Annotated in this window: 26 protein-coding genes; 9 read left to right on the top strand and 17 right to left on the bottom strand. The window is 60.0% G+C overall.

The features are described from left to right. Positions 1-155: 155 nt before the first annotated feature. The 16 genes from rplL to LZG00_16090 all read right to left on the bottom strand — a co-directional run bounded on the left by rplL (position 156) and on the right by LZG00_16090 (position 15,661). Complete coding sequence (gene rplL, locus LZG00_16165) at positions 156-533, bottom strand: 50S ribosomal protein L7/L12 (GenBank protein MCF3595527.1); 378 nt, start codon at positions 531-533, stop codon at positions 156-158. Positions 534-606: 73 nt separating this feature from the next. Next, the gene (rplJ, locus tag LZG00_16160) at positions 607-1,122 is read right to left on the bottom strand and encodes a 50S ribosomal protein L10 (GenBank protein ID MCF3595526.1); all 516 of its coding nucleotides are present in this window, start codon (positions 1,120-1,122) and stop codon (positions 607-609) included. A gap of 316 nt (positions 1,123-1,438) precedes the next feature. Beyond that, the gene (locus LZG00_16155) at positions 1,439-1,912 is read right to left on the bottom strand and encodes an adenylyltransferase/cytidyltransferase family protein (protein ID MCF3595525.1); all 474 of its coding nucleotides are present in this window, start codon (positions 1,910-1,912) and stop codon (positions 1,439-1,441) included. A 1,258-nt stretch (positions 1,913-3,170) separates the two neighbouring features. After that, positions 3,171-3,869: a 50S ribosomal protein L1 gene (gene rplA, locus LZG00_16150; protein ID MCF3595524.1), complete on the bottom strand. Its 699-nt coding sequence runs from the start codon at positions 3,867-3,869 to the stop codon at positions 3,171-3,173. A gap of 1 nt (position 3,870) precedes the next feature. After that, the gene (gene rplK, locus LZG00_16145; GenBank protein ID MCF3595523.1) at positions 3,871-4,296 is read right to left on the bottom strand and encodes a 50S ribosomal protein L11; all 426 of its coding nucleotides are present in this window, start codon (positions 4,294-4,296) and stop codon (positions 3,871-3,873) included. Between the two features lie 135 nt (positions 4,297-4,431). Further along, positions 4,432-4,965 carry a transcription termination/antitermination protein NusG gene (gene nusG, locus LZG00_16140; protein ID MCF3595522.1) on the bottom strand — a complete coding sequence of 178 codons (534 nt, stop codon included), beginning with the start codon at positions 4,963-4,965 and terminating at the stop codon, positions 4,432-4,434. Between the two features lie 261 nt (positions 4,966-5,226). Continuing rightward, on the bottom strand, positions 5,227-5,424 hold the full coding sequence (secE, locus tag LZG00_16135) for a preprotein translocase subunit SecE (protein MCF3595521.1): 198 nt from the start codon (positions 5,422-5,424) through the stop codon (positions 5,227-5,229). A 97-nt stretch (positions 5,425-5,521) separates the two neighbouring features. After that, positions 5,522-6,385 (bottom strand): hypothetical protein, encoded by an 864-nt coding sequence (locus LZG00_16130; protein ID MCF3595520.1) that lies wholly within the window; start codon positions 6,383-6,385, stop codon positions 5,522-5,524. Positions 6,386-6,629: 244 nt separating this feature from the next. Further along, positions 6,630-7,559: an FAD:protein FMN transferase gene (locus LZG00_16125; protein ID MCF3595519.1), complete on the bottom strand. Its 930-nt coding sequence runs from the start codon at positions 7,557-7,559 to the stop codon at positions 6,630-6,632. After that, positions 7,556-8,080 (bottom strand): nitrous oxide reductase accessory protein NosL, encoded by a 525-nt coding sequence (locus LZG00_16120; GenBank protein ID MCF3595518.1) that lies wholly within the window; start codon positions 8,078-8,080, stop codon positions 7,556-7,558. Before LZG00_16120 ends, LZG00_16125 begins: the two co-directional genes overlap by 4 nt. Continuing rightward, a complete protein-coding gene (locus LZG00_16115) occupies positions 8,077-8,898 on the bottom strand; it encodes an ABC transporter permease (protein ID MCF3595517.1) in 822 nt (273 codons plus the stop codon). Before LZG00_16115 ends, LZG00_16120 begins: the two co-directional genes overlap by 4 nt. After that, positions 8,895-9,788, bottom strand: coding sequence for an ABC transporter ATP-binding protein (locus LZG00_16110; protein ID MCF3595516.1), 894 nt, complete (start codon positions 9,786-9,788; stop codon positions 8,895-8,897). Before LZG00_16110 ends, LZG00_16115 begins: the two co-directional genes overlap by 4 nt. Further along, positions 9,781-11,046, bottom strand: coding sequence for a nitrous oxide reductase family maturation protein NosD (locus LZG00_16105; GenBank protein MCF3595515.1), 1,266 nt, complete (start codon positions 11,044-11,046; stop codon positions 9,781-9,783). Before LZG00_16105 ends, LZG00_16110 begins: the two co-directional genes overlap by 8 nt. Positions 11,047-11,049: 3 nt before the next feature. Further along, entirely contained in the window at positions 11,050-12,960 is a 1,911-nt protein-coding gene (gene nosZ, locus LZG00_16100) for a TAT-dependent nitrous-oxide reductase (protein MCF3595514.1), read from the bottom strand. Positions 12,961-12,998: 38 nt separating this feature from the next. After that, the gene (locus LZG00_16095) at positions 12,999-15,188 is read right to left on the bottom strand and encodes a NosR/NirI family protein (GenBank protein MCF3595513.1); all 2,190 of its coding nucleotides are present in this window, start codon (positions 15,186-15,188) and stop codon (positions 12,999-13,001) included. Next, on the bottom strand, positions 15,179-15,661 hold the full coding sequence (locus LZG00_16090; GenBank protein MCF3595512.1) for a hypothetical protein: 483 nt from the start codon (positions 15,659-15,661) through the stop codon (positions 15,179-15,181). The genes LZG00_16095 and LZG00_16090 overlap by 10 nt, the downstream gene beginning before the upstream one ends. A gap of 385 nt (positions 15,662-16,046) precedes the next feature. Here LZG00_16090 and ttcA point away from each other — a divergent pair, with 385 nt between their 5' ends. The 5 genes from ttcA to yihA all read left to right on the top strand — a co-directional run bounded on the left by ttcA (position 16,047) and on the right by yihA (position 22,004). Next, positions 16,047-16,898, top strand: coding sequence for a tRNA 2-thiocytidine(32) synthetase TtcA (ttcA, locus tag LZG00_16085; GenBank protein ID MCF3595511.1), 852 nt, complete (start codon positions 16,047-16,049; stop codon positions 16,896-16,898). Between the two features lie 86 nt (positions 16,899-16,984). Then, positions 16,985-18,532 (top strand): GGDEF domain-containing phosphodiesterase, encoded by a 1,548-nt coding sequence (locus LZG00_16080; protein ID MCF3595510.1) that lies wholly within the window; start codon positions 16,985-16,987, stop codon positions 18,530-18,532. Positions 18,533-18,742: 210 nt separating this feature from the next. Continuing rightward, positions 18,743-20,596, top strand: coding sequence for a membrane protein insertase YidC (gene yidC, locus LZG00_16075; protein ID MCF3595509.1), 1,854 nt, complete (start codon positions 18,743-18,745; stop codon positions 20,594-20,596). Further along, positions 20,593-21,354: an MOSC domain-containing protein gene (locus LZG00_16070; GenBank protein MCF3595508.1), complete on the top strand. Its 762-nt coding sequence runs from the start codon at positions 20,593-20,595 to the stop codon at positions 21,352-21,354. The genes yidC and LZG00_16070 overlap by 4 nt, the downstream gene beginning before the upstream one ends. Then, positions 21,351-22,004 carry a ribosome biogenesis GTP-binding protein YihA/YsxC gene (gene yihA / locus LZG00_16065; GenBank protein MCF3595507.1) on the top strand — a complete coding sequence of 218 codons (654 nt, stop codon included), beginning with the start codon at positions 21,351-21,353 and terminating at the stop codon, positions 22,002-22,004. Before LZG00_16070 ends, yihA begins: the two co-directional genes overlap by 4 nt. A gap of 151 nt (positions 22,005-22,155) precedes the next feature. Here the strand turns inward: yihA and LZG00_16060 are convergent, their stop codons facing one another. Next, positions 22,156-22,884, bottom strand: a complete 729-nt coding sequence (locus tag LZG00_16060) for an SDR family oxidoreductase (protein MCF3595506.1) — start codon at positions 22,882-22,884, stop codon at positions 22,156-22,158. A gap of 120 nt (positions 22,885-23,004) precedes the next feature. Between LZG00_16060 and argB the strand changes: the two genes are divergently transcribed. The 4 genes from argB (at position 23,005) to LZG00_16040 (ending at position 25,882) form a co-directional block, all read left to right on the top strand. Beyond that, positions 23,005-23,871, top strand: coding sequence for an acetylglutamate kinase (argB, locus tag LZG00_16055; GenBank protein ID MCF3595505.1), 867 nt, complete (start codon positions 23,005-23,007; stop codon positions 23,869-23,871). Positions 23,872-23,985: 114 nt separating this feature from the next. Beyond that, positions 23,986-24,780 carry a sterol desaturase family protein gene (locus tag LZG00_16050; GenBank protein ID MCF3595504.1) on the top strand — a complete coding sequence of 265 codons (795 nt, stop codon included), beginning with the start codon at positions 23,986-23,988 and terminating at the stop codon, positions 24,778-24,780. After that, entirely contained in the window at positions 24,777-25,385 is a 609-nt protein-coding gene (locus tag LZG00_16045; GenBank protein ID MCF3595503.1) for a ferredoxin, read from the top strand. Before LZG00_16050 ends, LZG00_16045 begins: the two co-directional genes overlap by 4 nt. Beyond that, on the top strand, positions 25,382-25,882 hold the full coding sequence (locus LZG00_16040) for a histidine phosphatase family protein (protein ID MCF3595502.1): 501 nt from the start codon (positions 25,382-25,384) through the stop codon (positions 25,880-25,882). Before LZG00_16045 ends, LZG00_16040 begins: the two co-directional genes overlap by 4 nt. The last annotated feature ends 27 nt before the right edge of the window (positions 25,883-25,909 follow it).

Here is a 25,909-nt window from a genome sequence, read left to right as displayed (position 1 = left end):
GCTACCGTCCCAAAGGCAGCCTCCCGATCCGCGAACCAGACCTTGGAAAAAACCCCCTTACGAAAAGGGCCCTTGCCAAGACAGGTTCGGCTGGACCCGGAATTTCCCGGATCCAGCCTCGATTTCATGGGCGCGCGATCAAGCGCACCGCGTCATTATTTGACTTCGACTTCGGCGCCAGCTGCTTCCAGCTTGCCTTTAAGCTCATCGGCTTCGTCTTTCGACACGCCTTCTTTGACAGCTTTGCCGCCAGCTTCAACCAATTCCTTGGCTTCTTTCAGGCCCAGACCAGTGATGGCACGGACTTCCTTGATGACGTTGATTTTCGAGGCGCCGGGGCTGACGAGGATCACGTCAAACTCGGTTTTTTCCTCTTCGGCAGCACCGCCGGCATCTGCCGGGCCTGCCATCATAACGGCGCCGCCAGCTGCGGGCTCAATGCCGTATTCGTCTTTCAGGATGGTTTTCAGTTCTTGTGCTTCGAGAAGGGTCAGACCAACAATCTCTTCCGCCAGTTTTTTCAGATCAGCCATTTTACTTGCTTTCCGTTTCCTAAGATGTGTTCCAACGTCAGGGCGATTTCCCCACGTCGGTCATTCAGTTGCTTTAGGCCGCCGCCTTGTCCTCGATAGTGGACAGGATGGAAGCGATATTCGAAGCAGGTGCGCCAATCGCGCCAGCGATGTTCGAAGCAGGTGCGCCGAGCATGCCCACGATCGTCGCGATGAGTTCATCACGCGAAGGCATTTTCGACACGGCTTGAACGCCGGCACGGTCCAGAGCATTCTCACCCATTGCCCCGCCAAGGATTTCGAACTTGGTGTTCTCCTTGGCAAAGTCCTCGGCGACCTTGGCTGCTGCCACGGGATCCTCGGAATAGGTCAGAACGGTCATGCCTGTCAGGTATTCTGCCACGCTTGCGCAGGGCTTTCCTTCCAGGGCGATTTTGGCGAGCCTGTTCTTGGCGACACGTACGGAAGCTTCGGCCGCGCCTGCGCGCGCACGAAGATCCTGCATCTCAGCAACTGTCAGACCGGCGTAATGGGCTACCACGACGACGCCAGAGCTTTCAAAGATCTGGCCGAGTTCCTCGACCACTTTCTCTTTCTGGGCTCTATCCACAGTTTCACTCCAATTGTGGGAGGACTCCCTCCCGGCTCTACTTTGCAGGTCAGACCTGCGCTTTTTGTCCGAATTACGGGGCAAAGCCAAAATCACCCGAGGTTAACCCCGGAAAAATCTGGTTTCCCGTCTCAGGCAGGATTTATGACACCACGAGATTGCTGCCACCCGCCGTCTTGGACGAAACGCAAAAAGGCACGTAACGAATCACGTACCTTGTCGCGCCTTGCGTCCTAGTGCTTTCCTGAAGTGATGCCAACCCCTAACCTACCATGAACCGAACGCGCTCGCATCCTCGTGATCGGCGTCTGCCCCCTCACAGGGCCGCGCTTTCCGCCTCAGGGTTCTGCATATACACGCGTTTTTTCAGATCCGTGGTTGAAATACTCTCGGTGCGCGGAAGATAGACCACCTCGCACAAATCTGCCAGATCGTCGAACTTGCCCTGCCAATCGTCGCCCATCGCAAAAATATCGGCGCCATACGTCTGAACGTCGCTGCGCTTTTGCGCCCAGTCGTTCTCGGGGATGACCTGGCTGACATAGCTGCACGCGCGCAGTATTTCGGCGCGCTCCTCGTATGGCATCACACAGGTCTTGCCCTTGATGGCATTAAACTCATCTGTCGAGCAGCCCACGATCAGCCTGTCACCCATTTCTGACAGACGGCGTAACAGACGCACATGGCCGATATGAAACAAATCAAAGGTTCCATAGGTCAGCACGGTCTTGCGGGTGTCCCGTGCGACGGCACTGCGAACCCCGCCACAAAAATCTGCAAACTTCCGGATGGCCTCCCCCCATGGAAACCTGAAGTAAGGATCGGGCGCTTGCCAGCCCTCTCCGTAATTCAGCTCCAGCATTTTCTCGGGCACCGCCGGGATCGGCAAGCCCGTAATCGCGCAGGTCTTCAGAGGGAAGACATCGTGCTCGGCCAATTCGCCGCACGTGTGCGGAAAGACAAACACCTTGCCGGCCTCGACCCACACGGGAAACAGATCAATTTCATAGCGGCCGCTCGATCTGATCTTGTAGATTTCCGGGTGCTTCAGCCCCTCATCGGCGAGCAGGTCCAGCGTTCTGAGCGTATCTTTCAACTCTATCCATTCGGCCACCGCCTCCTCGGCTGATCCGGCGTTGAGCAGAAATCCGAGATCGACATCGTCGTCATGGTCGATCAGCCGTTTGTCACGCACCACCCCCAGAAGCGTGCCCGAATTCAGGAACACGCCCCCTGACAGTCGCTCAAGCTTTGCGATCACCTCGCGCACATCGCTCCAAACTGCCGCATGACTGAACCCCGAAAACGTCTCGGGCGCGAAATCATGGCCCAGCAAGACATCACTTCCAAGATGCTTCTTCAGAAAGCTCTCGAATTCCTCGAAGAGATGCAGCTCTCCGTCATCGTTCCGCCTGTCGCGCAACTGATTGATCAGCCGTTTGATGCGTGTCGGCTTCTGACGCGCTCCCAGAAGCAGCATGATACGCGCCTCGACATCGCCATAGGCCCGCGGGCGGGTCTCCATCGCGCGCAATTCTTCAAGGAAGGGCGCAAAGTCGAACTCTTCGTCCGGCTCTTCCAGTTGTCCTGCCGCGATCTCATTGATTTCCGCTATCCGCGCGCGGCGCTGCCAGTTCTTCAGTTTTCCGGGCTCACTCATATCGCTGCTGCTCAAACCTTTGGTTGTCGTTCTGGCCTAAACCAACGGACTTCGGAATGACTGTGGAAAATACAACCCGTCAAGCGAAAGCCCCTGCTCGCCCGCCTGTTTCAGATCTTGCACAAAGCTTTCAAAAAGCGGGACTTCCCCACGCGCATTGCGCTGCCCTGTTTCAAGAGAAACACTCTCCGTCATACGCTGCTCTGCTCGCTGTTCACTGCTCGGTCTCAGGCACCGGTTTGTCCGGCGCCAGTTTATTCTGCAAACAGGCTAACGGTTTCGGTGTGGAAAAACAATAATTTCTCCGGCAACGCCCAGTCGGCACATCGGCGCAAAACGAAAACGGGCCCCCGAAAGGGCCCGCTCTAATCCTCGCTTAACCGTGCAATTACTGCTGGTTGGCGTTGTCGATATCCACCGTCACACCCGGACCCATGGTCGAGCTGATGGCGATCTTCTTCATGTAAGAGCCTTTGGAGCCTGATGGCTTGGCTTTCGACACTGCACCGATAAAGGCACGAATGTTTTCCACCAGCTTGGCTTCGTCAAAGCTCGCCTTGCCAACGCCTGCGTGCACCACACCGGCCTTTTCGACCTTGAACTGCACTTCGCCGCCCTTGGCGTTCTTCACCGCTTCCGCCACATCCATCGTCACCGTTCCAACCTTGGGGTTCGGCATCAGGTTACGCGGACCAAGAACCTTACCCAAACGGCCAACAATCGGCATCATGTCGGGCGTCGCAATGCAGCGATCAAACTCAATCTTGCCGCCTTGCACGATTTCCATCAGGTCTTCGGCACCGACGATATCAGCACCAGCAGCCTGGGCTTCTTCTGCCTTTGGGCCACGCGCAAAGACAGCAACACGCACGTCTTTGCCGGTGCCATTAGGCAGACCAACAACGCCGCGCACCATCTGATCAGCATGACGCGGGTCAACACCCAGCTGAACCGAGATTTCAACGGTTTCGTCGAATTTGGCCTTCGCGTTGGCTTTCACCAGCGAAACAGCCTCTTCCACACTGACGTTTTCTTTGCCTGCAAAGGCTTCACGAGCGGCGCGGGTACGTTTTCCGAGTTTTGCCATCTTATTTCACCTCGATGCCCATAGACCGGGCAGAACCCAGAATGATCTTCATGGCCGCTTCGATATCGTTAGCGTTCAGATCTTTCATCTTCGCCTCGGCGATTTCCTTGACCTGCTTGGTGGTCACGCTGCCCGCCGTGGAGCGGCCCGGCGTGGAACTGCCGGATTTCAGCTTGGCCGCCTTGATCAGGAAATACGACGCCGGGGGCGTCTTGATGTCCATCGTGAACGACTTGTCTTGATAATACGTAATCACGGTCGGGCACGGCGCACCGGGCTCCATATCTGCGGTCTTGGCGTTGAACGCCTTGCAGAATTCCATGATGTTGATGCCGCGCTGACCCAGCGCCGGACCGACCGGCGGGGAGGGGTTCGCTTGCCCGGCAGGGACCTGCAGTTTCATGGTCCCAACGAGTTTCTTGGCCATTGGCCTTCTCCTTTACAGCACCTTTGGGGCGCGCCCCTCAGGTCAGGTTGCCCGTGGTCCGGTTCAGGTGCCGCGGCGCCCTTGCCTCCCACGCTCTAAACCCGAATTTTCACAGAAAACTCGGGACCACGCCGATTACGATTGTTTCGTAACCTGCGTAAATTCCAGCTCGACCGGGGTTTCCCGGCCAAAGATCGACACCGTCACCTTCAGGCGCTGGTTGTCGTCGTCGACTTCCTCGACCATGCCGTCGAAATCCTCGAACGGCCCGTCGTTGACCTTGACGCGCTCGCCCACTTCGAAATGGATCAGCAGTTTCGGCGCATCTTCGCCTTCCTGCACGCGGTTCAGGATCTGGTTCACTTCCGCATCGCGCATCGGCATCGGGCGGCCCTGCGGCCCCAGAAAACCGGTAACGCGGTTGATCGAGTTGATCAGATGATAGCCGCGGTCCGACATCTCCATATGCACCAGCACATAGCCCGGCATGAAGCGACGCTCGCTCGTGACCTTCTTGCCACGGCGCACTTCGATCACCTCTTCGGTGGGCACCAGAACCTCATCAATCTGATCTTCAAGCGACTGCTCGGCCACTTGTTGTCTGATCTGCTCCGCGATCTTCTTTTCGAAATTCGAAAGAACGCTAACCGAATACCACCGTTTCGCCATCTATCGATCGATCCTGTTCTGACCAGCAAATGCAGCCGGTGAATTTCATAATCTCATGCGGTTGCCCGCCAAGCCGCCCGCAACAAAAAGCGGCGTGCAGCACGATTCGCAGCACGCCATGTCGGGGAATTGGCCGTGACCTACCGCCATGGCCCGGTAAATTCAAGGGGCCGCGCCGGTTTTTTCACCGCGCCGCCCCCAAGCGTCCATCATATGCCCGCCACCATGCGTCAGACCCGATCGGCCTGAACCGGCACGGTGTCAGCCAAACAGGCTCAGCACACCTTGCAGCCCCGAACGGATCAACACATCCACCAGCGCAAAGAACACCGCCGTCAGGGTCGCCATGATGAATACCATGACGGTGGTCAGGAACACCTCACGACGGGTCGGCCAGATAACCTTGGCAACCTCGCCACGAACCTGCTGGATGAACTGAAGGGGATTTGTGCGCGCCATGTTGTCTTCTTTTCGAATATCTCTTGGGCGTCACATACGCGGACAGTCAGTCGATTTCAAGCCCGCCAGTTCAGACCGAGTCAACCGGTCTTGCCAATCAGGCCCGCCCGCCCGGTATCGCCGCTGTCTGCTGTTGCGCCGCCAGCCGATCGAACGGGTCGGGCTGCGCCTCAACAGGTCCGGCATCGGCCTGCGATCTTCCCAAATCGGGCAGATAGATCCCGTCGGTCCAACGCTCGGGCAGACGCGCCAACCAGCCATCCATCCGATCGGCCCACCTCTGCGCCCACGTCAGAACGCGCTCCGCGCGCTCAGGATGTCGTGCGCTGAACCACTCCCAGCGACCTTGGCCAATCTCTCGCACCCGGTCCGGCCCCACTGACAGATAGGCAATCAGCGCCACCCAGAACGTCACGAAAAGTAGCCCCGGAATCAACCACGGCCGCCACAACATGATCCCGACCAGAACAACAAAAGCGATCTGTTTGCGGGTCGGGCGAAACTCCCTGATCGCCTGCGACAGCCGGCGCTGACCGTGCCCGGCCGCCACCTCTTCTCGGGTGTATTGCAGATCAGCTTGGTCTGCGACTTCACCCTCTCCGTCAATAGCGCGCGAGCGGCGCGGGAAAAGCGCACCAATCCGGCTCAGCATGGATATGCGGGGCAATAAATCCGGCACCACCTCGCGCGGCGCGCGGCGCCGCTCCTGCGGGTCGGGCGTCGGCTCCTCCAGATCGGGCAGCGCAGCGCGGCCCTTGATCGGCGGGTTTCGGCGTCTCTGCGCAGCGGGTGCAGTGGACACTACGGGCTTTTCCTGCGGCGCAGCTGATGGGCTGTGCGGCTTGGGTGCCGCCCTGCTTTCTTCCGCCATCATCTGGCGCACCACGCTCAGGGTTTCATCAACGGGTTCCGACGCAGCATCATCGCGCCGCGGCATCTCTTTGATTTGCTGTTCCAACACGCGTTGGCCTCTTACACATAAAGAGCCTTTGCATGAATTCGCTGTGAATTCTGCACGAAAGACCCAGGCGCCCCCAGCCCAGATGTGTCGAGAATGCTCTCCTCGCGTGGCAGAGTGATGGCCAAATCATGGCAAGAATGAGGCGGCAAAAGGCCGCAATCAAGGGCCGCAACCAATCAAGGGCCGCAACCAAGCGCAAACCCCTCTGCCTGTTCCGCCCGGCCCTGAAGCGTCTCGAACCGCTTTAGCCGCGCAGAAGTTCCAGCTTCGCCGTCTCAAACCGCGCTATCGCCCGCGCGGCTTCGGCCTCGGACATCAGGCAAAGCGCGGTCGAAAGCCCATCGGCCAAGGCTGCACGCCCCGCCGAAACCGAGACCAGCCGCGCGCCAACCGCCCCGCCGTTTGGCGACAGGATATGCCCCTGCCCCTCGGCCTCGTTCAACATCATCGAGTGGCTGGCCGAGGTCGCAACCGCCCGGTCGCTCAGGGTGATGCGATGCACCATCTCACCATCCGGCGCCGCCACCCCGACACGCCACGGCGTACCATCGCCGCGCGGACCAATGGCGGCAATTTCGCCCATGTCGATCAGGATATTGCTAAGCCCTCGCGCCCGCAGGAGCGCCGCAATCCGGTCGGTGATCGCCCCCTGGGCAATCCCGTTAAGCGTGATGGCACGCCCGCGCGCGCCTTCAAACCGCACCGCATCAACATCAAAATGCAACGCGTCAAATCCGATCAGCCCGCGTGCCTGCGCAATCTCGTCCTCGTTGCCACCTAGGGCCAACACCTGCCAGAGCGGCTGCACCGTCGGATCAAACGCCCCACCCGTCGCCTCGTGCAACGCCGACGACATGCCCAACACTTCCAGAAGTTCGGGCGATGGCCGCTCAAGCCGCCCCGCTTCGTTCAACCGGCTGATTTCCGAACCTGGGCGATAGAGGCTGAAGATGCCTTCCAGCCGCGCCAGCTCGGCTTCGACCGCCGCGATGACAGGCGCCGCCTCTGCATCGCTCAGTCCATCAAAGCGCATCGAGGTCGGCGCCCCAAGCGCCACCCCGCGCCATGTCGCCTGAGGGGCGGATTTGGCAACAGCAGGCAAGGCGCCTGCCGCGAACAAGGCAGAACTGGCCGCTGCAATTGTTACAAATCGGCGGCGCGAGAGATTGGTCATGACGGTGTCTCCAGCGGTTGATCAAGATCGACCGCGCCCAGCGCGGCCTCGTCGGGAATATCGGGCAGGCGCATCGCCTCCCCGCCATATTGGGCAATAAAATCCTGCGCTCGTTCATGGTCAGAAAACGGCACGATCTCGGGCGCGCCCATACCGCCCGCGACCTCGGACCCGACAACGAAAAACGCCGCTTCCGCCGGTATCCAGTTGGTGCTCCCAGGCTCCGCCCAGGTTTCCGCGACACCCATGTCGCTGACATAGATCGCGGTGATCATGGCGTCACGCTCGGGGCTTTTGATATAGGCCACAAGGTCGCGCACCTGCGCAAAAAACAACGGTTGCGGATGGCCATCAAGATGGATCTGTCCTTTCGGGCCGCCATGTTCGGCAACATCCATCTGACAGAAATAGCTCAACGCGGTCTCTGTCAACTCCGTCGGCGCAGGTGGCGCCTTGGCCTCCTCCTCCTGACACGCCGCCAGCGCCAGCGCGGCAAAGCCCAACAGGATCAAGCGCATCATGGCTCCACCCTCCGAAACGCTGCGCGTGCCGCGACAAACCCGATAAACGGCCAGATCAGCAGCGAAAGCGGGGCCGCCCAACTTGGCAACGCCTGCGCCGCGCCGGTCATGCCGCTGGTCAGCGCCACACCTTCCGAAGCCGCGATATTCCACACCCGGAACGCATCCGCCGGGTTGGCAACCATCAGCCACGGGAACACCTTCTGCGTAAACGCCCCGCCCGAATCCATCACCACCGCCCCGAGCAGGCCCAGATCATAGAGCACCACAAAGATCAGCCACACCCCGGCACTCATCCCCGCCGCCGCCGTCGCGCTTTTGGCCAGCGACGACAGCAAATAGCCCAGCGCCAGAAACACCGCGCCCAACAGGATCGACGTGCCGATCAGCCGCGCCAGCGCCACAAGGCTCTCGGCCCCCGCACCGCCAAACCATCCCGCCACAGCCCCGGCCGACCCAAAGCCGATCACCATGGCAAAAGCCAGAGCCGCCAGATGCGCGGCAAACTTGCCCATCAAAATCTCGCCGCGCCCCGCCGGGTAAGAGAGCAGCAAGCCAAGGCTGCCGCGTTCATTCTCACCCGCGATGGCATCAAACGAGATCATCAACGCAAGCAAGGGCGCGAGGTAAACCGACAACGTCGTCATCGACGCCACCGAAACGGTCAGCATATCAACGCCCAAAGTGCCCGTAGGCGCCGATCCAGCAAAGGTCAGCGCCAGCGCGAACAGCACCATGATCAGCGTCGCCATGAACAGCCAGCGATTGCGCCCCAGGATCAGCAATTCAGTGCGCGTGATGGCCAGAAAACGGGTCATTGTTTCGCCTCCTTGGCATAATGGCGATAGAGATCTTCCAGCCGCGGCGGCGTCATCTCAAGATCGGCCACCGCATCGCCCATCGCGGCGATCCGGCGCAGCGCTTCCATCTTGGACGCAGGCGTGCAGAGAATTTCGACAGACGCGCCATTGATCCGCGTGCCGCCGGTTTTCGCGGCCAGCGCATCAACGTCCTGACTGGCCCGAATCCGCAGTTTCGTCGGCAGCCCGGCTTCAAGCGACAGGTTAGCCAGCGTGTCATCGGCCACCTTCACACCCTTGCGCAGAATGGCAATCCGGTCCGTCTGCGCCTCGACCTCGGTCAGCGCATGGCTGGCGATCAAAACGGCAGTGCCCTGCGCGGCCAGATCATCAATAATGGCATAAAGATCTTGCCGCGACACCGGATCAAGCCCTGATGTCGGCTCATCCAGAAGCGCCACGGCGGGCTGTCCCAGCAAGACCTGCGCAAGCCCCAGCCGCTGGCGCATCCCCTTGGAATAGGCCCCGATACGGCGGTCCATGGCATCATCCAGCCCGACCCGCTCCAGAAGACCTTCGATATCTGCCGCCGCCCCGTCAAGGCGCGCAAACAGGGTCAGTTGCTCACGTCCGGTCAGGGCCGGGTGAAAACTCACCGCTTCGGGCAAAAACGCAGTCGCACGGCGCGCCGCGCCGCTGCCCGGCTTCGCCCCATTCACGCTGATCGACCCACCCGACAACGGCGTCAGCCCCAGGATGGTCTTGATCAACGTCGATTTCCCGGCCCCGTTATGCCCCAGCAAGGCCACCCGCTCACCCGGCGCCACGCTCAAATCCACGTCATTCAGAACACAGGCTTTGCCACGCATCTTGCGGGCTTTTTCAACTCTAAGCGCAACCTCAGTCATGTGGCACCTTTTCCATAGCTGAGGGCACAACCGGCCGCATCAGCGCATTACTGTCGACCACCCCGCCGGGCAAAAGCGCCGGAAAAGCCGCCTGCGACCAACGCACCAACTGTACCGCCGGCGAGCCAAGCAAAAGCTTGGCCGAGGGCTGGGTCCAGAGCACATGATCCATGCTGTCATTCGGGCGATATGGCATATCGGCGATACCATCACCATCCACGTCATATGCGGCAAAATCAGACCAGTAATTTCCGCGCCCGTCTTCGGACCACTCAACCCACTGGGTAGATACATATTTCACCTGCGTGCGATTGCCGATGAAACTGTTGTTCACGATGCGGTTATCCTGCGATCCGGCAGTGAAATGGATACCGATGTCACAGCCCTCAAACCAGTTGCCGATAAAATCGTTCTTGTTGGCATTATAAAGGAAGGTGCATCGTTCCTTGGCACCGCGGACGAAATTGTCGCGGATTTCGCTCTGGTTGGCATAGTTCAGCATCACGCCATGCTCGCGGTCATTGATCGAAACATTGCCGATCACCTTGACGTTCTTTGAGAACATCACGGCATAGCCCAGATCATTGCCGATCGAGACATTGCCACTGACCTCAGAGTCGTTGGCATACATGTAATGCACCGAGAAGCGCGTGTCGCGAAACAGGTTGTCGCGAAAGATGTTGTTCTTGCTGGTGTTGACGAAAATACCATCGCGCCCATAGCGGATATCGTTGCCTTCCACGATGGCACCGGGCGAGTTCCACACATAAACGCCGTTGCCGCGCGCATTCACATGATGGTCATGCCGTCCCTCGATACGGTTGCCCTTCACAAGAGCATCTTTGGCCCCGTGAATATCGACGCCATAAAGGTTGCCCAGAAGGACATTGTTCAAAATCTGCGGCGCTGTCGCCGTCTTGGTCAGCTGGATACCGCTATCAATCGTATCGTGGCTCGATCCCGAGCCGATCACGGTCAGCCCCTTCACGGTTACGTCGGGACCGGTCACAGTGATCACACTGCCCTGCCCGCCACCGTCCAGCGTCGCTTCGCCCTGCCCATCCAGCACCATTGGCCGGTCGAACACGAGCGTTTCATGGTAAGTTCCGGGGGCGAGGCGAAGGATGTCACCATCCGCCGCCTGCGCCAATGTTTCGGCAATGGCCCCCGCCCTGTTCGGCACGTCCCATTCCGCCGCCCGGCCACCATGGCCGAGCGTCACAATCAGGCACGCAACAAGAGGCAGGAGCCAGCGCATGAATCAGGCCTCCGCCGGCTCGACCATCATCCGGCCGCGCATTTCCATGTGGAGCGCGTGGCAGAACCACTGGCAGTAATACCAATGCACACCCGGACGATCCGCGGTGAAGGTGATCGAGGCTGTCGCCATCGGTCCAATTTCAAACGCGATGCCATAGTTGTTCAGTGTGAAACCGTGGGTGAGATCGTCGATCTCATCGATGTTGGTGATATAGATCGTCACCTCATCGCCCTGTTTCACAGTGAACTTCTCAAGGCTGAAGGTCGGCGCCGCGGAATACATATAGACCCGCACCTTGTTGCCGTCGCGGATGATCTCGTCATGACCATCCTCAAGAATGACGCCATCGGCCTCGGCCTGCTTGCGCGCATCTTCCCAGGTCACGTCATTGCGATCCCAGACGTTCACCGGGTTGACGATATCGGCCCGCACCAGGATCACATCATGCGGTTCCGCAAAGGTCGGCCCATCATGCACAACCTTCATGTCATCGGTCGAGATGTCGATGATCTGCTCGTTCTCGGGCTTGAGCGGACCCACATTGAGGAACCGGTCTTTGGAGAACTTGTTGAGCGAGATCAGCCAGTTGCCATCGGCCTCCTTGGTTTCACCCATGGTGGTGTGGTTGTGGCCCGGTTGGTAATGCACGTCCACCTTGCTGATGATCGGGTCAACATCTTCACCCGCATAAGCCTGTACGGCCTTCGCAATGTCCCATTTCACCATTTGGCTGTCGAGGAACAGCGTGGTGTAAGCCATGCCCTTGCCGTCAAACGCGGTGTGGAGCGGCCCAAGACCCAGTTGCGGTTCAGCCACGATAGCCGAACGCGGATCGGCATCCTCTTCAAACAGCGCGTCCAGTTTGCGCACATCAATAACCGAACAGGTCGGCGACAGCTTGCCGTTGATGACAACGTGAATGCCATCGGGTGCAGTGTTACAGCCGTGCGGGCTGTTGGGGATCGGGATATAGCGCGTGTATTTCTTGTTGTGCTCCTTGCGCCCGTCGATCACCGGCACACCGTTCAGCATTTCGACATCGCCAGCGGCCACGCCTTTTTCGATCTCCTTGAGATTGAAGACGACAACGTGATCCATCTCGTTCTCGGTCATCTCGGCCAGGTTGGTGCCCATTTCCGAGTTGTACGAGGTCGAGAAGGCGTATTTGCCCTGATAGTCGCAATCGGTGTTGTCGAGGTTGCCCGACACCATCACCTGCCAGGACACGTCCATCGTGTCGCCGTCCAGCGCGGTGAAGAAGTTCACATATTGCGACGGGTCGTCGAGGATCTTGCCGTCGTTGACCTTCGGCGTCTCATCTTCCCCGTTGGCAAAGACATAGCCGGTGCGCGGGAATTTCTGCGGACGCAGACCGTGGATCGCGTGGGCGTTGGGGATCTCGGTGATCTTGTCGCATTTCATCACGTCGCAACGCACACGGGCAACACGCGTGTTGGCCTTGTCGTTCATGAACAGATAACGCCCGTCATAGGTGCCATCGGTGAACGACATATGCGGGTGGTGCAAATCGCCGTTGTCATAGGTCTTCATGTTTTTCTTGGCCAGAAACTCTTTGGTTTCCGGCATCAGGCCCTCAGTGAGGATCTTGAGCGATTCATTGGTCTGGCCCCAGCCCGTGGCCGAGCAACGGTTGAACACCGGAACCCGCATCAGCTCGCGCATCGACGGGAAGCCCATGATACGCAGTTCACCGGACTGACCCGAGGACCAGAAACCGTAATAATCATCCAACTCACCCGGAGCCAGGTGCAGCGGGTTTTTGGCCGCGTGGGCCGGACCCGCGCTCATCATCGATGCACCAACACCTGTGGTGGCCAGAACGGCACCGGTAGCAGTGGCGCCAAGCATTCCGCGACGCGTCATTCTTGGTGTTTTGATTTCTTCCGACATATTTTCCTCCTTCAGGAACTTTTGAGAAGCGGTTGAACTTAAGAAGCGGTTGATCCGGCGGCATTGGGGTGACCCGCCGGGGGTTTTCCAAGTTTGAATTCAGGATTTGCCTCGCTGACTTTCGCGCGCCGTTTCAGCTTGCGAATGACAACCGGGCATTTTTCCTCGGATTGATAGAGAACCTGACAATGCAGGCAGTTCACGCACTCGTTCGGGTTGATCTCACCCGTCGGATGGATCGCCTGAACCGGGCACTCGTTGGCACAGGTCTGGCACGGGCTGCCGCATTCCTTGTAACGGCGCAGCCAGTCGAACATCCGAATGCGCGCCGGGATCGCCAATGCTGCACCCAGCGGACAGAGATAACGGCAATAGAACCGCTCAACGAACAGCCCCGCCACCAAGAGCGCCACGGCAAAGACCACAAACGGCCAGTCGCGCACGAACTTGAGAATGATCGCAGTCTTGAACGGCTCCACCTCGGCGAGTTTCTCGGCCATCGTCATCGACGCCAGCGAAACGCCGAAAAGCCCGAGGAAGATCATGTATTTGATCGGCCAGAGCCGCTCATGCAGCCCCCACGGCAGCGTCCATTGTGGAATTCTGAAAAGCCGCCGACCGATGCGGTTGGTAATCTCCTGCAAGGCGCCAAACGGGCAAAGCCAGCCACAATAGGCCCCCCGCCCCCAAAACAGCAGCGCGGCAGCAATGGCAAACCACTGGATAAAGACCAGCGGGTCCATCAGGAACGCATCCCAGGTAAAGCCCGACCGCAAGCTCGCCGCCAGCGCCATCAGATTCACCACGGAGAGCTGCGCATTGGCATACCACCCCAGGAAGACCAGCGAAAACGCCAGGAAAATCATCCGGAACCGCATGAACGCGGCAGCATTCAGCGTTGCCTGAAACTGGAAGAAGAACACTCCCGTCAGCACCAGAAGCATCGCGCCCAAAACGCCGATTTCGACCGTGCGATCCTTCCAGATACGCTGCCAAAGCGCCGTCTTGGCGGCGGCTTCCTCGGTGGCGTCATCCGCCACCACAGCTTTGGGCAGCGGCTTGAGATATTGTTCGGGCAGCTTGTAGCCCAGATCGAAGGTCAGAAAGGTTTTCTCGATCGCACCGACGGCGCGCTGCGCCAGCAGTTGGATGCGAAACGGCTCGGCAGGGTCAAACCCGACATCGGCCGGGATCTTGAACAGGTCGATCTCGTTGAAACTCGGGTTGTCTGTGGTGGCAAGCGATCCGATACGGCGTTGTTGGTGGTCAAAAAACCGCACCGAAACATCACCTTGAATCAACTGGATACGGTCGAAAATTCCGCCCCGGACATAACCCGACCCCTTAAAGCTGTAAATTCCGCGCCCCATAATCAGAAGCGCATGTTCACCCGGCTCCAGCCAATCAAGCATGTTTTGGTAATCTGCTTCGCTCAGAAGCGATTTACCGATTGAAGGCACCGAAACCAGCGCCGTGTGCATGTCGATATAAGTGTCGTCCGGTTCGCCCTTTTCAGGCCGTTTGATGGCGCGTTCGTCGCCGGTCGCCTCAAAAGCCGCATTGATCTGCCCAACGTCCAGCGTCAGTCGCCGAGACGAGCCATCGCCCGCAAGTGTATGCCAGTCTGCAAGAATCTCCTTGGAGGTGTCGACCTCGCGACGCGGACCATGGTCCATCTGCGGCGCCAGCCCACCCAGCCCAAGTGCCCGCGCAACCTTGATCCCGGCGCGAACCAGGCTGTCGTCGATAATCATGATGGTGACGGTCGCGCCCGAGATAATGTCGAGGTCATGCGCATCGCCGCCCGATTCCGCCTCGGCCTTCAGATCAAGCCCGGCATACCCCTCGGTCAGCTTGACCATCTTCGAGTTGGGAATCCCGATCAGAACGATCGGCTCCGAATGCTTGACCAGCTTCACACCGGTCAGCACCGCCTCGGCGTCAATCGCCGCAACCACGTGAATGGGTTTGCCGGAATATCCGGTGGTGCCTACGAAATCGGATGTGAGGAACGCCCAGGCGATGGTTTCGCCGTTTTTCTGAACCGGTGCGACGGTCACATCGTCGCGGATCGGTCCAAAGGCATCGGCGCCGGGGGCAAGCTCGCTGGGCTCGATGTCTTGTAAGAAACTTGCCAGACTGTCGGCCTGGGCCGGTTGTATCGCCAGTGCCGAAAGTAGAAGTCCAGCGATGAAAAAACAGAGTCGGAATACGCGCTTCAGTTCCAAGGCGCACCTCCCATCAATAGAGTTGAAACCTTGGCCAGCACGAGCGCGCTGGTGCTATTATCTTGCTCTTTCGCCAGCGGAGGGCCTCGATTGGCCGACCAATATTGCGCCGGGTTCGCGGCGACCGACAAAGAGACGGGCACGTCACTTTCGAGATAGCTGAAACTGATCTTCGTGGTCAGCGCATCACCCAAAAGTCCGACAACCCCAAGCCCCCCACAGAACGCGCAGTTTGCGCAATCCGGGCAGGGTTCATGCTGTGCGGGCGTGCCGTCACCATTTGCGTCGAAATCAACCTGAATGAGAACAACACCCGAATCAGAACAGATCTCGACCCATTCTCCCGCGCCCGCTGCTGCGGCCACGCCAGGCAACATCTGCACAAATACCAAAGCACACAAGGCCAGAACCGCCCAAAGCCTGCAAAGCAAGCTCGGGCAGCCATCGTGGCGCCTATGGTTTTGGAGAGACATTGTGCTGACCAGATCCTTTTGTTCCTGGCGCCCTAATAGACCGTTTCGTCAGCGCGCGATTTGACTTATGCCAAGTTTTGCATCTGGTTTACGCTAGGTCAAACAAACACTCTGGAATTAGCACAAGTTTGCTAGATTGTGCGTTTTCGGGTGTAATGCCAAACTGTTAGGGCGGACAACAACACGTTGGCTTGCGCCAAATCGCGCTCCCCCCAGGCGCAGCTCTCTTGACCGCTTTGCGCATTGCTTGCTGGCCGACCTGCCATGCGGGCTGCGTCCCTGATGCCATCCACCCGCTCCGCTTGTCGGCGTCGCATAAACCCACTGGAGCAATCGCGACCCGGCTGGTATTTCACTTCCACCCGAAACGCTTTAGACCCCCACCATGTTAGATCAAGACCAAGACATTCATCCGCTCTTTGCCGGTGCTCCCAAGACCACCGAGTTCAAGAAACTGCGTAAACGCTTGGTGCAGAACATGCGCGAGGCGGTTGAACAATATGGTATGATCGAACCGGGCGCAAAATGGCTGGTTTGCCTCTCGGGCGGCAAAGACAGCTACACGCTTCTGGCCATCCTGCACGAGCTCAAATGGCGTGGCCTGCTGCCGGTCGAGCTCTTGGCGTGCAATCTCGATCAGGGCCAGCCGGGTTTTCCCGCCACCGTGCTGCCCGCCTTCCTCTCCGAGCGCCAGGTGGCGCACCGAATCGAATATGAAGACACATACTCGATCGTCACCGACAAGATTCCGGCCGGTCGCACCTTCTGCGCGCTCTGTTCGCGCCTCAGACGCGGCAATCTCTACCGTATCGCGCGCGAAGAGGGCTGCTCTGCCGTCGTACTCGGCCATCACCGCGACGATATTCTGGAAACCTTCTTCATGAATCTCTTTCATGGTGGGCGGCTGGCTACCATGCCGCCCAAACTGCTCAATGACGAAGGTGATCTTTTCGTCTATCGCCCGCTCGCCCATGTGGCCGAGGCCGATTGCGAGAAGTTTGCCAATGCGATGAATTATCCCATCATTCCCTGCGATCTCTGCGGGTCGCAGGACGGGCTTCAACGTCAACAGGTCAAGGCGATCCTCGATGGTTGGGAGAAGAACAGCCCCGGACGTCGCCAGGTGATGTTTCGCGCGTTGATGAACGCCCGCCCGTCGCATTTGCTTGATCCGAAACTGTTTGATTTTGCCGGGCTGGAGCGCGCCGATCCGGGCAGTTCATCGGCAGATGAGTAAAACTTTCGACGTCGGCAAAGGCTCCGTTAAAGTTGTGTTGAGAATGCGTCCCTAGCTTTGGTGCGGAACCAAAGAGGGATTCGCACATGGCCCGGCGCCACGCTTTTTCATCATCCACTGTTCGCGCGACCCTGCGCCGCCTGGTCGGCGGCCCACAGGTGCTGGCCTTTCTGCCTGCGCTGGTCCTCGCCACCTACTGGACGGCAGGCGAAGGCGCGCTTGTCATCGTGGCGCTTGGCGTGCCGCTCCTGATTCTACTGGTGGGCGGGTTCGAACATCTTGCCGGCGATGGCGCGGAACTGCACGACGCCGTTACCGGCCTTGCGCTTGGCGACACGCTCGAACCCCATGCCGAAGATCAACTGTCGATTTCCAGCATCAAGGGCTTGAAGACCGCCGCCGTCCTGATCCGGGTCGAAGACCTCGAACTGCTGCAACAGCGGTTTGGCGACAGCGTCGGCGAACAGGTGCGTGAACAATGCGCCGTCCGGTTGCGCAGTGCGCTGCGCGACGGCGATCATCTGTGCTGGATGGAGGATGGCACCTATGGTGCGGTGCTGCGCGCGGTGCCAACCCTCGATCTCGAAACCGGCATTCAACTGGCTGCACGGCTGCAATCCGCCGTGCAGGAACCTGTTTCATTGTCGGGGTCGCCCGTCTATTTCACCTGCGCCATCGGTTTCTGCCTGTCCAGCCGTGCGCCCACCCGTTCGGGGCGCGGGTTGATCCGGGGGGCCAGCGTTGCCCTTCAGGAAGCACGCCGCAATGGGCCCTCGGCAATCCGATCCTATTCATCCGAGCTTGGCCAAGCCTGCATCAGCCGCGATACCCTGCGCGACGATGCCCTGCGGGCGCTCGAAAACGGCGAGATCGTACCTTGGTTTCAACCGCAGGTCTCGACCGACACCGGCAAGGTCACGGGGTTCGAGGCGCTGGCCCGTTGGGTTCATCCACGTCGCGGTGTGGTGCCGCCGGGCGATTTTCTGTCGCTGCTCGAACACGCCGGACAGATGGAAAGGCTGGGCGAGGTTATCCTTTATGGCGCGCTGCAAGCCCTCGCAGCCTGGGACTCAGCCGGAATCGAAGTGCCCAGCGTTGCCGTAAATTTCACCGGAGCCGAGTTGCGCAACCCCAAGCTCACCGACAAGATCCGCTGGGATCTCGACCGCTTCGACCTCTCGCCCGACCGGCTGACCATCGAGGTGCTGGAAACCGTAATGGTCGGCGCCCCGGAAGAAATCGCGACCCGCAATATCGTGAAACTCTCCGAAATGGGCTGCCGCATCGACCTGGATGATTTCGGCACCGGCCATGCCTCAATTGCGGCGATCCGGCGCTTCGCCATCGAACGCATCAAGATCGACCGCAGCTTTGTCACCCATGTCGATGAAGACCCCGAACAGCAGCGCATGGTATCGGCGATCCTGACAATGGCCGAGCGTCTGGGGCTGGAAACCCTCGCCGAAGGGGTCGAAACCAGCGGCGAACATGCCATGCTGGCCCAGCTTGGCTGTCGCCATGTTCAGGGGTTCGGCATTGCCCGCCCGATGCCCTTTGCCGACACAATCGGCTGGCTTCACGATCATCAGTCGCGGCTCGCTCCGCCGCCTGATATCGGGCGCAAATCCTGCTGACCGACGAGCAGAGACCGGTCAGCCCCCGGATCGTTCGCTGTATCAAGCGCACAAGCCGATCTTCGCCAACACTCTCCAGCCGCGCCGGTTCTGAGCGACTATTGCGGGTCGAACCGTCGCAATTGGCCTTTCGCGCCAATATCCGCTTGACCTTCTTGCCCACACTCTGTTGAACCTGCCTCACTTTCAAAGAACGCGCGTGGGCCCAAGATGAACGATCAGAACAAGAACCTCATCCTTGCTATCGCTATGTCGATGCTGGTGATCATCGGCTGGTCGGTGATGTTCCCGCCGCCCGAACCACCGCTCACGCCGCCCGGCACAGAAGCTACGACGTCAGGCACCACATCGGGCACCACGCCCGCCGCAGGCACCGGGGGCCCCGTGGCCGATGCGCCCGCAGGCACAGGTTCCGCACCGGCCTCCAGCGCCGATACCGTCTCGGCACTTGCCAGCGCCCCGCGCGTGCCCGTCGACACACCCTCGGTTACAGGCTCGATCTCGCTGCTTGGCGGACGGATCGACCAACTGTCGCTCAAGAATTACCGCGAAACCATCGAACCCGGCTCCGACATTGTCACGCTGCTCGCGCCCTTCGGCAGCGATCAGGCCTATTATGCGCTGTTTGGCTGGGCGCCCGGCGCCGGCCTCAGCATCGAAAACGTGCCCGGCCCGAACACCCTCTGGACGCTGTCTTCCGGCGACACGCTGACCCCGGACAGCCCCGTCACCCTGACGTGGGAAAATGGCCAAGGCCTGACGTTCCACCGCACCATCTCGATCGACGATGAGTTCATGTTCTCGATCTCCCAGCAGGTCGAAAACACCACGTCCGGCACCGTTTCTCTGGCGCCCTATGGCGTATTGGCCCGTCATGGCACGCCTGCAGACATGAAGAACTTCTTCATCCTGCACGAAGGTGTCGTGGCCGTAGCCGACGGCCAATATCAGGAAATCGACTATTCCGACATGACCGATTTCAGCATAGACCCCAATGAAGGCGCGCGCGCCGACGTCACGCGGGTCGAAGCAAGCGGCTGGATCGGCTTTACCGATCACTATTGGATGACCACACTGATTCCCGCCGAAGGCGCGTTCAAATCGGTCGCCAAATACGACGATCGCCGCGACATCTATCAAACCGAAACCGTGCAGAAGACCCGCGAACTGGCACCCGGCGCAAGCGTCGAAGTCACCTCGCGGCTGTTCGCCGGGGCCAAGGAGTGGGCCACCATCCGCGCCTATGAAAACGCACCGGGCGAGGCCGCAGTGCCCATGTTCCTCGATTCGATTGATTGGGGCTGGTTCTTCTTTATCACCAAACCGATGTTTGCCCTGCTGCACTGGCTCAACGGGCTGATCGGCAACATGGGCTGGGCGATCATCGCGCTGACCGTCGTGATCAAGCTGGTCCTCTTCCCGCTGGCCTATAAATCCTATGCTTCGATGGCCAAAATGCGCGAATTGCAGCCGCAAATGGAGAAGCTCAAGGAAGCGGCCGGCGATGACCGCCAGAAGATGCAGCAGGAAATGATGGCGCTCTACAAGCGTGAAAAGGTCAACCCGGCCTCGGGCTGCCTGCCGATCCTGTTGCAAATCCCGATCTTCTTCTCGCTCTACAAGGTGATCTTCGTCACGCTCGAATTGCGCCACGCCCCCTGGGTCGGCTGGATTCGCGACCTGTCCGCGCCCGACCCGTCATCGCTCTACAACCTCTTCGGCCTTCTTCCCTGGGATGCACCCGAACCGGGATCGATCATGGCCCTCGCCTTTCTCGGGATTATGCCGATCCTCCTCGGCGTCTCGATGTGGCTCCAGCAAAAGCTCAACCCGGCGCCCACCGATCCGGTGCAAAAGCAGATCTTCGCGTGGATGCCCTGGGTGTTCATGTTCATGCTGGGCAGCTTTGCCAGCGGCCTCGTGCTCTACTGGATCGCCAACAACACCATCACCTTTACCCAGCAATACCTGATCATGCGCAGCCACGGATACAAACCGAATTTGCTCGGTAATATCCTCGGTGGTCTAAAGCGCAAACCCGGCAGCGGTTCGGGCGGGAAATGATCCCGCATCTGGTCCAGATCTGGCGCCACCCGGTCAAATCCCATGGCCGCGAGCGGGTGGACATGGTGACGCTGGAAGCGGGCCGTGCCATGCCGTGCGACAGGGTCTGGGCCGTGACCCACGAGCGCTCGAAATTTGACTACGAAAACCCCACCTGGGCAACGACAGGTCAGTTTTCGCGTGGCGTCTCGGCCCCCCGGCTGCAACAGATCGAAGTCGTGAGCGACGCGGCGTGCGAGGCCTTCACCTTTTCTCACCCCGATCTCGCGCCGATCACCATCGACCCCGAAAACGAAAACGACGCCAAGAGTTTCATCGCATGGATCACCCCGATCACTGAGGGTGCCAAGTTCAAACCCGCGCGTTTGGTGCGCGCCCCCGACCGGGCGATGACCGATACCGATTTCCCCTCCATCTCGCTGATCAACCTCGCCTCGCACCGTGCCTTGCAAGAGCGTCTCGGGCGCGACCTTTCGCCGCTCAGATGGCGCGGTAATCTTCTGATCGACGGGCTCGCGCCATGGGCCGAATTCGATCTTGTCGGCAAGACCCTGCAACTCGGCGAAGTCGAACTCGAAGTGGTCGAGCCGATCACCCGCTGCCGCATGACCGAAGCCAATCCCGAGACCGGCATCCGCGACGCCGAGACACTCGCCACCCTGCGGGCAAGCTACGGCCATCAGGATTGCGGCGTCTATCTGCGCGTCATCTCGGGCGGCGTGGTAAACGAGGGCGACACACTTGAGGTGCGCACATGAAACAACTCGCCTTTCCCCTGGTCGATGAACCCGACGATTTCACCCGCGAAAAAGGGCGCATGCTGTTTGCCGGGGGCGCCGAATTCCTCAAGGGTGTGGTCGCGATGTCCGGCCTGCCCCCCGCCGACCGGATCGAGATCTGCTTCGCCGGGCGCTCAAATGTCGGCAAATCCAGCCTGATCAATGCTCTGACCAATCACCGCGGCCTTGCGCGCGCTTCCAACACGCCAGGCCGCACGCAAGAGATCAACTTCTTTGAGCTTGGCAGCGAACACTACCTCGTCGACCTGCCCGGCTATGGCTATGCAAACGCGCCGCTGGCCAAGGTAGAGAAGTGGCAACGCCTGCTGAAACAATATCTTTCAGGGCGCCAATCCCTGCGTCGCGCCTTTGTGCTGATTGATGCGCGCCATGGCGTCAAACCGGTCGATGAAGAGATCATGACCCTGCTGGATCAGTCCGCCGTGACCTTTCAATGCGTCATGACCAAGGCCGACAAGGTCAAGGAAGTAGACCGCGCCCGCGTCCTCGATCAAGTGCGCGAAAAGCTGGCCAAACACCCCGCCGCCTTCCCCGAGATGGTGCTGACCTCCTCCGAAAAAGGTGACGGCATAGAATCCCTGCGCGCCATCATCGCCGGCTTGGTCTGATCCGATTCTTGGGGGTTTCCCCCCAAACCCCCAGAGTATTTTGAGAAAGATGAATGTGCGAAGGCTCTTCGGCTTCATCTTGCCCAAAATATCCCCGCCGGAGGCTCCTCAGCCCTCCAGATTACCGGCGATTTCAGGCATAGCTTGGACGTCAGACATGTTGCCCGCCATTGATCTCGATCTCGGTGCCGGAAATATATGAACTGGCGTCTGAACAAAGGAAAAAGATCGTCGCCGCCACTTCCTCGGGTTGACCGAGGCGGCGCAGCGGAATCTGCTCGACCAGCTTCTGCGTTCCGGGCGACAGAATTGCGGTCTCGATCTCGCCCGGCGCAATCGCGTTCACCCGCACGCCAAGCGGCCCGAAATCATAGGCCATTTCACGCGTCAGCGCCTTCAGCGCGGCTTTTGACGTGGCATAGGCCGCCCCGGCAAACGGATGCACCTCATTGCCCGCGATAGAGGTTACATTGACCACCGCGCCCTTCGCCTCGGTCAGTTCCGCCCTCAGCCCGCGCGCCAGCACCACCGAGGCAAAGAAATTGACGTGAAACACCTTGCCCCAATCCGCCAGATCAGTGGTCAGCGTCGATAGCCGCTCGCCCGCCGGGCCTTTCGGCGATATCCCCGCATTGTTGACCAGCGCATCGAGCCGCCCGTTCAGCCGCTCACGGATCGCTTCGACCCCCTTGATGGCGCTCTTGGGGTCGCCCAGGTCAATCTGCACGTGGTTTTCCTGCCCACCCCCCCATGGGCATGCATCAGGAAACGGATGGCGTGAACAGGTAATCACCCGCCAGCCTTCGCGGTTGAAACGGCGCACCGTTGCATGGCCGATCCCGCGGCTCGCCCCGGTCAAAAGCATGGTTTTCTTGGTCATTGCGTGCACCCTCGTTGCCTGACTGTATCACTCTAACATCGCGCGTGGCCGCTGCAATCGCCAAGGCTTTGCACCCCGCGCGAAACGCGATAAGCAAGACCGACCCCAAGGACCGAAGCGATGAGACATCAGAGCATGAACCGAGACTGGATCGCCACCGCCCGGACCCTGTCCGAAGCCCTTCCTTTCCTTCAGCGCTATTCCGGCGCCATTGTCGTCATCAAGCTTGGTGGTCACGCCATGGGCTCGGATGAGGGCATGGATCAGTTCGCCCGCGACGTGGTGCTGATGCGTCAGGTCGGCGTCAACCCGGTTATTGTCCATGGCGGCGGCCCGATGATCAACGACATGTTGGCCCGGCTTGATATCAAATCCGAATTCGTCAACGGCAAACGCGTCACCGACGAAGCCACGATGGAAGTGGTGGAAATGGTGCTGTCTGGTCGCGTCAACAAACGCATCGTGCAAGCCATCGGCGCACAGGGTGGCAAGGCCGTCGGCCTGTCGGGCAAGGATGCCGGTCTGATCACCTGTACCCCGACCGATCCGAAACTCGGCCTCGTTGGCACACCTTCGCGCGTCGACCCCAGGATCCTGCAAACGCTTTTTGACGCCGATACGATCCCGGTTATCGCGCCCTTGGGTGTCGGCGCGAATGGCGAGACCTTCAATATCAACGGCGACACCGCCGCTGGAGCCATCGCCACCGCACTCAAGGCCGACCGGCTGTTGCTGCTGACAGATGTCGACGGAGTAAAGGACAAATCGGGCAACCTGCTGACCGATCTGGAATCCGCCCAGATCCGCGGCCTGATCGAGGATGGCACCATCGGCGGCGGCATGATCCCGAAGACCGAAACCGCGCTGGAAGCCATCGAGGGCGGGGTGCGTGCCGTAGTCATCCTCGATGGTCGCGCGCCCCATGCCGTGCTGCTCGAACTCTTCACCGAACACGGTGCGGGTTCTCTGATCCGCGCCAAGCTCTGAAAAACCTGCCCGAGTTGTCCGCACAGAGCCCCGAAGCGCGGCATTTTCGCCCGCACGCATCTCTGTCGGAAATGTCAATTCAGATTCCCGGCGACCCGCCCTATATTCGCTGCCATGGAACATGAATCCGCCATTCGGCTTAGCGTCTTTCTCGGCCTATTCGCGCTTTTCGCCGCGCTGGAAGCCCTTGCGCCGCGTCGCATCCGCTCCCAGCCGCGCAGCACGCGCTGGGTCACAAACTGGGGCATCACCATGCTCAACACGGTGGCCTTGCGCGCGCTGGCCTTTGGCCTGCCGCTGCTTGCGGTCGGCGCGGCGATGGATGCCGCCGCCAATGGCTGGGGGCTGCTCAACCATGTCGATTGGCCCGCCTGGCTGGAAATCACCGGCGCGGTGCTGTTCTTTGATTTTGCCATTTGGGCGCAACACCTGATCACGCACAAGGTGCCGCTCTTGTGGCGGCTGCACCGGGTTCACCATGCCGATCGCGACCTCGACGTCACCACCGCGATCCGCTTTCATCCGGTCGAAATCGCCCTCTCCATGCTGCTGAAAATCGGCCTTGTGTATCTCATCGGTCCCGCCGCCCTGGCGATTATCCTGTTTGAGATCATCCTCAACGGAACCGCGATGTTCAATCACGCCAACCTGGCCCTGCCGCAGCGGCTTGACCGGGTCTTGCGGCTGATCCTCGTGACCCCCGATATGCACCGCGTTCACCATTCCACGCTGCGTTACGAGCATGACAGCAATTATGGCTTCGCACTCTCGATCTGGGACCGGATGTTTCGCACCTATATCCCTCAGCCCGGCGCCGGGCATGACGCAATGGACATCGGCCTCGAGTGGCGCGATGACAAACCGTCCAGGCTGGGCTGGTCCCTCACCTTGCCATTTAAGCGCAAATGACGCCCGCCCCCGAAACCCACGCGCTCGAAATCCTTGGCGCGTTGCATGAGGGCGGCACGACGGTCCTGCTCCTTGGCCCGCACGAGCCCGGCTTCTGGGCGCATTTTATGGCCCAGCCGGAATATGGCGATGGCATGCCCGACCCGCTTGATCGCTGGTCAAAACGTGCGATTGGCGCTCTGGCAACAGACTGGGGCGGCACCGCGATCTTTCCCTCCGATGGCCCGCCCTATCCCCCGTTTCAGGAGTGGGCGCGCCACTCGGGACAGGCATTCACCTCGCCCGTCGGAATGCTGGTTCACGCCCGCGCCGGTCTGATGGTCAGCTTTCGCGGTGCCGTGCGGTTGCCCGGCGAACACCCTCTGCCGCCGCCCGCGCCCAACCCTTGCGATACCTGCGCCGCCCAACCCTGCCTTGCCGCCTGCCCGGTCGGCGCGCTCAACCGCCAAGGCTATGACGTGCCGCTCTGCAAATCCCATATCGCTTCCCCCGCAGGTCGGGACTGCCTGAACCAAGGCTGCGCCGTGCGCCGCGCTTGCCCGATCTCACAGACTTATGGCAGGGTGGCAGCGCAATCGGCATTCCACATGAGGGCCTTTCAATGAGCCTACGCCTGGTCCTGATGCGTCACGCCAAATCCAGCTGGGACAACCCCGACTGGAGCGACAAGGAACGCCCGCTCAATCAACGCGGCCGCCGCTCCGCCGTGGCCCTAGGCAAGTGGCTGGCAAAAAAGGGGTATCTGCCCGACGTCGTGCTGTGCTCCACCGCCCAGCGCACACGCGAAACGCTTGATGGGCTAAGACTCGGCGCGGTGCCGGTGAAATACCTCGACGCGCTTTATCACGCGTCCACAAACGTCTTGCTCGAAACGCTGCAAGAGGAAGCCGTTGGAAAATCGGTGCTGATTATCACCCATAATCCTGGCTGTGCCAATTTCGCTGATCGGATTCTCAGCGACCGGCACGACCACGAACAATTTCACGATTATCCCACCGGCGCGACACTGGTGGCTGATCTGCCCGCGCAAAGCTGGTCCGAGGTGGAATTCCACCGCGGCGATGTTGTCGATTTCGTGGTGCCACGCGACCTGCTCGACTAAGGCCCAACACCAACTGACCCTTGCCGC

The sequence above is a fragment of the Rhodobacteraceae bacterium LMO-JJ12 genome, assembly GCA_021555075.1.
In the GTDB taxonomy this organism is placed as follows: domain Bacteria; phylum Pseudomonadota; class Alphaproteobacteria; order Rhodobacterales; family Rhodobacteraceae; genus JAKGBX01.
The sequence above is the reverse complement of the archived record's forward strand: the minus strand, read 5'-3'. Positions and strand labels throughout refer to the sequence as shown.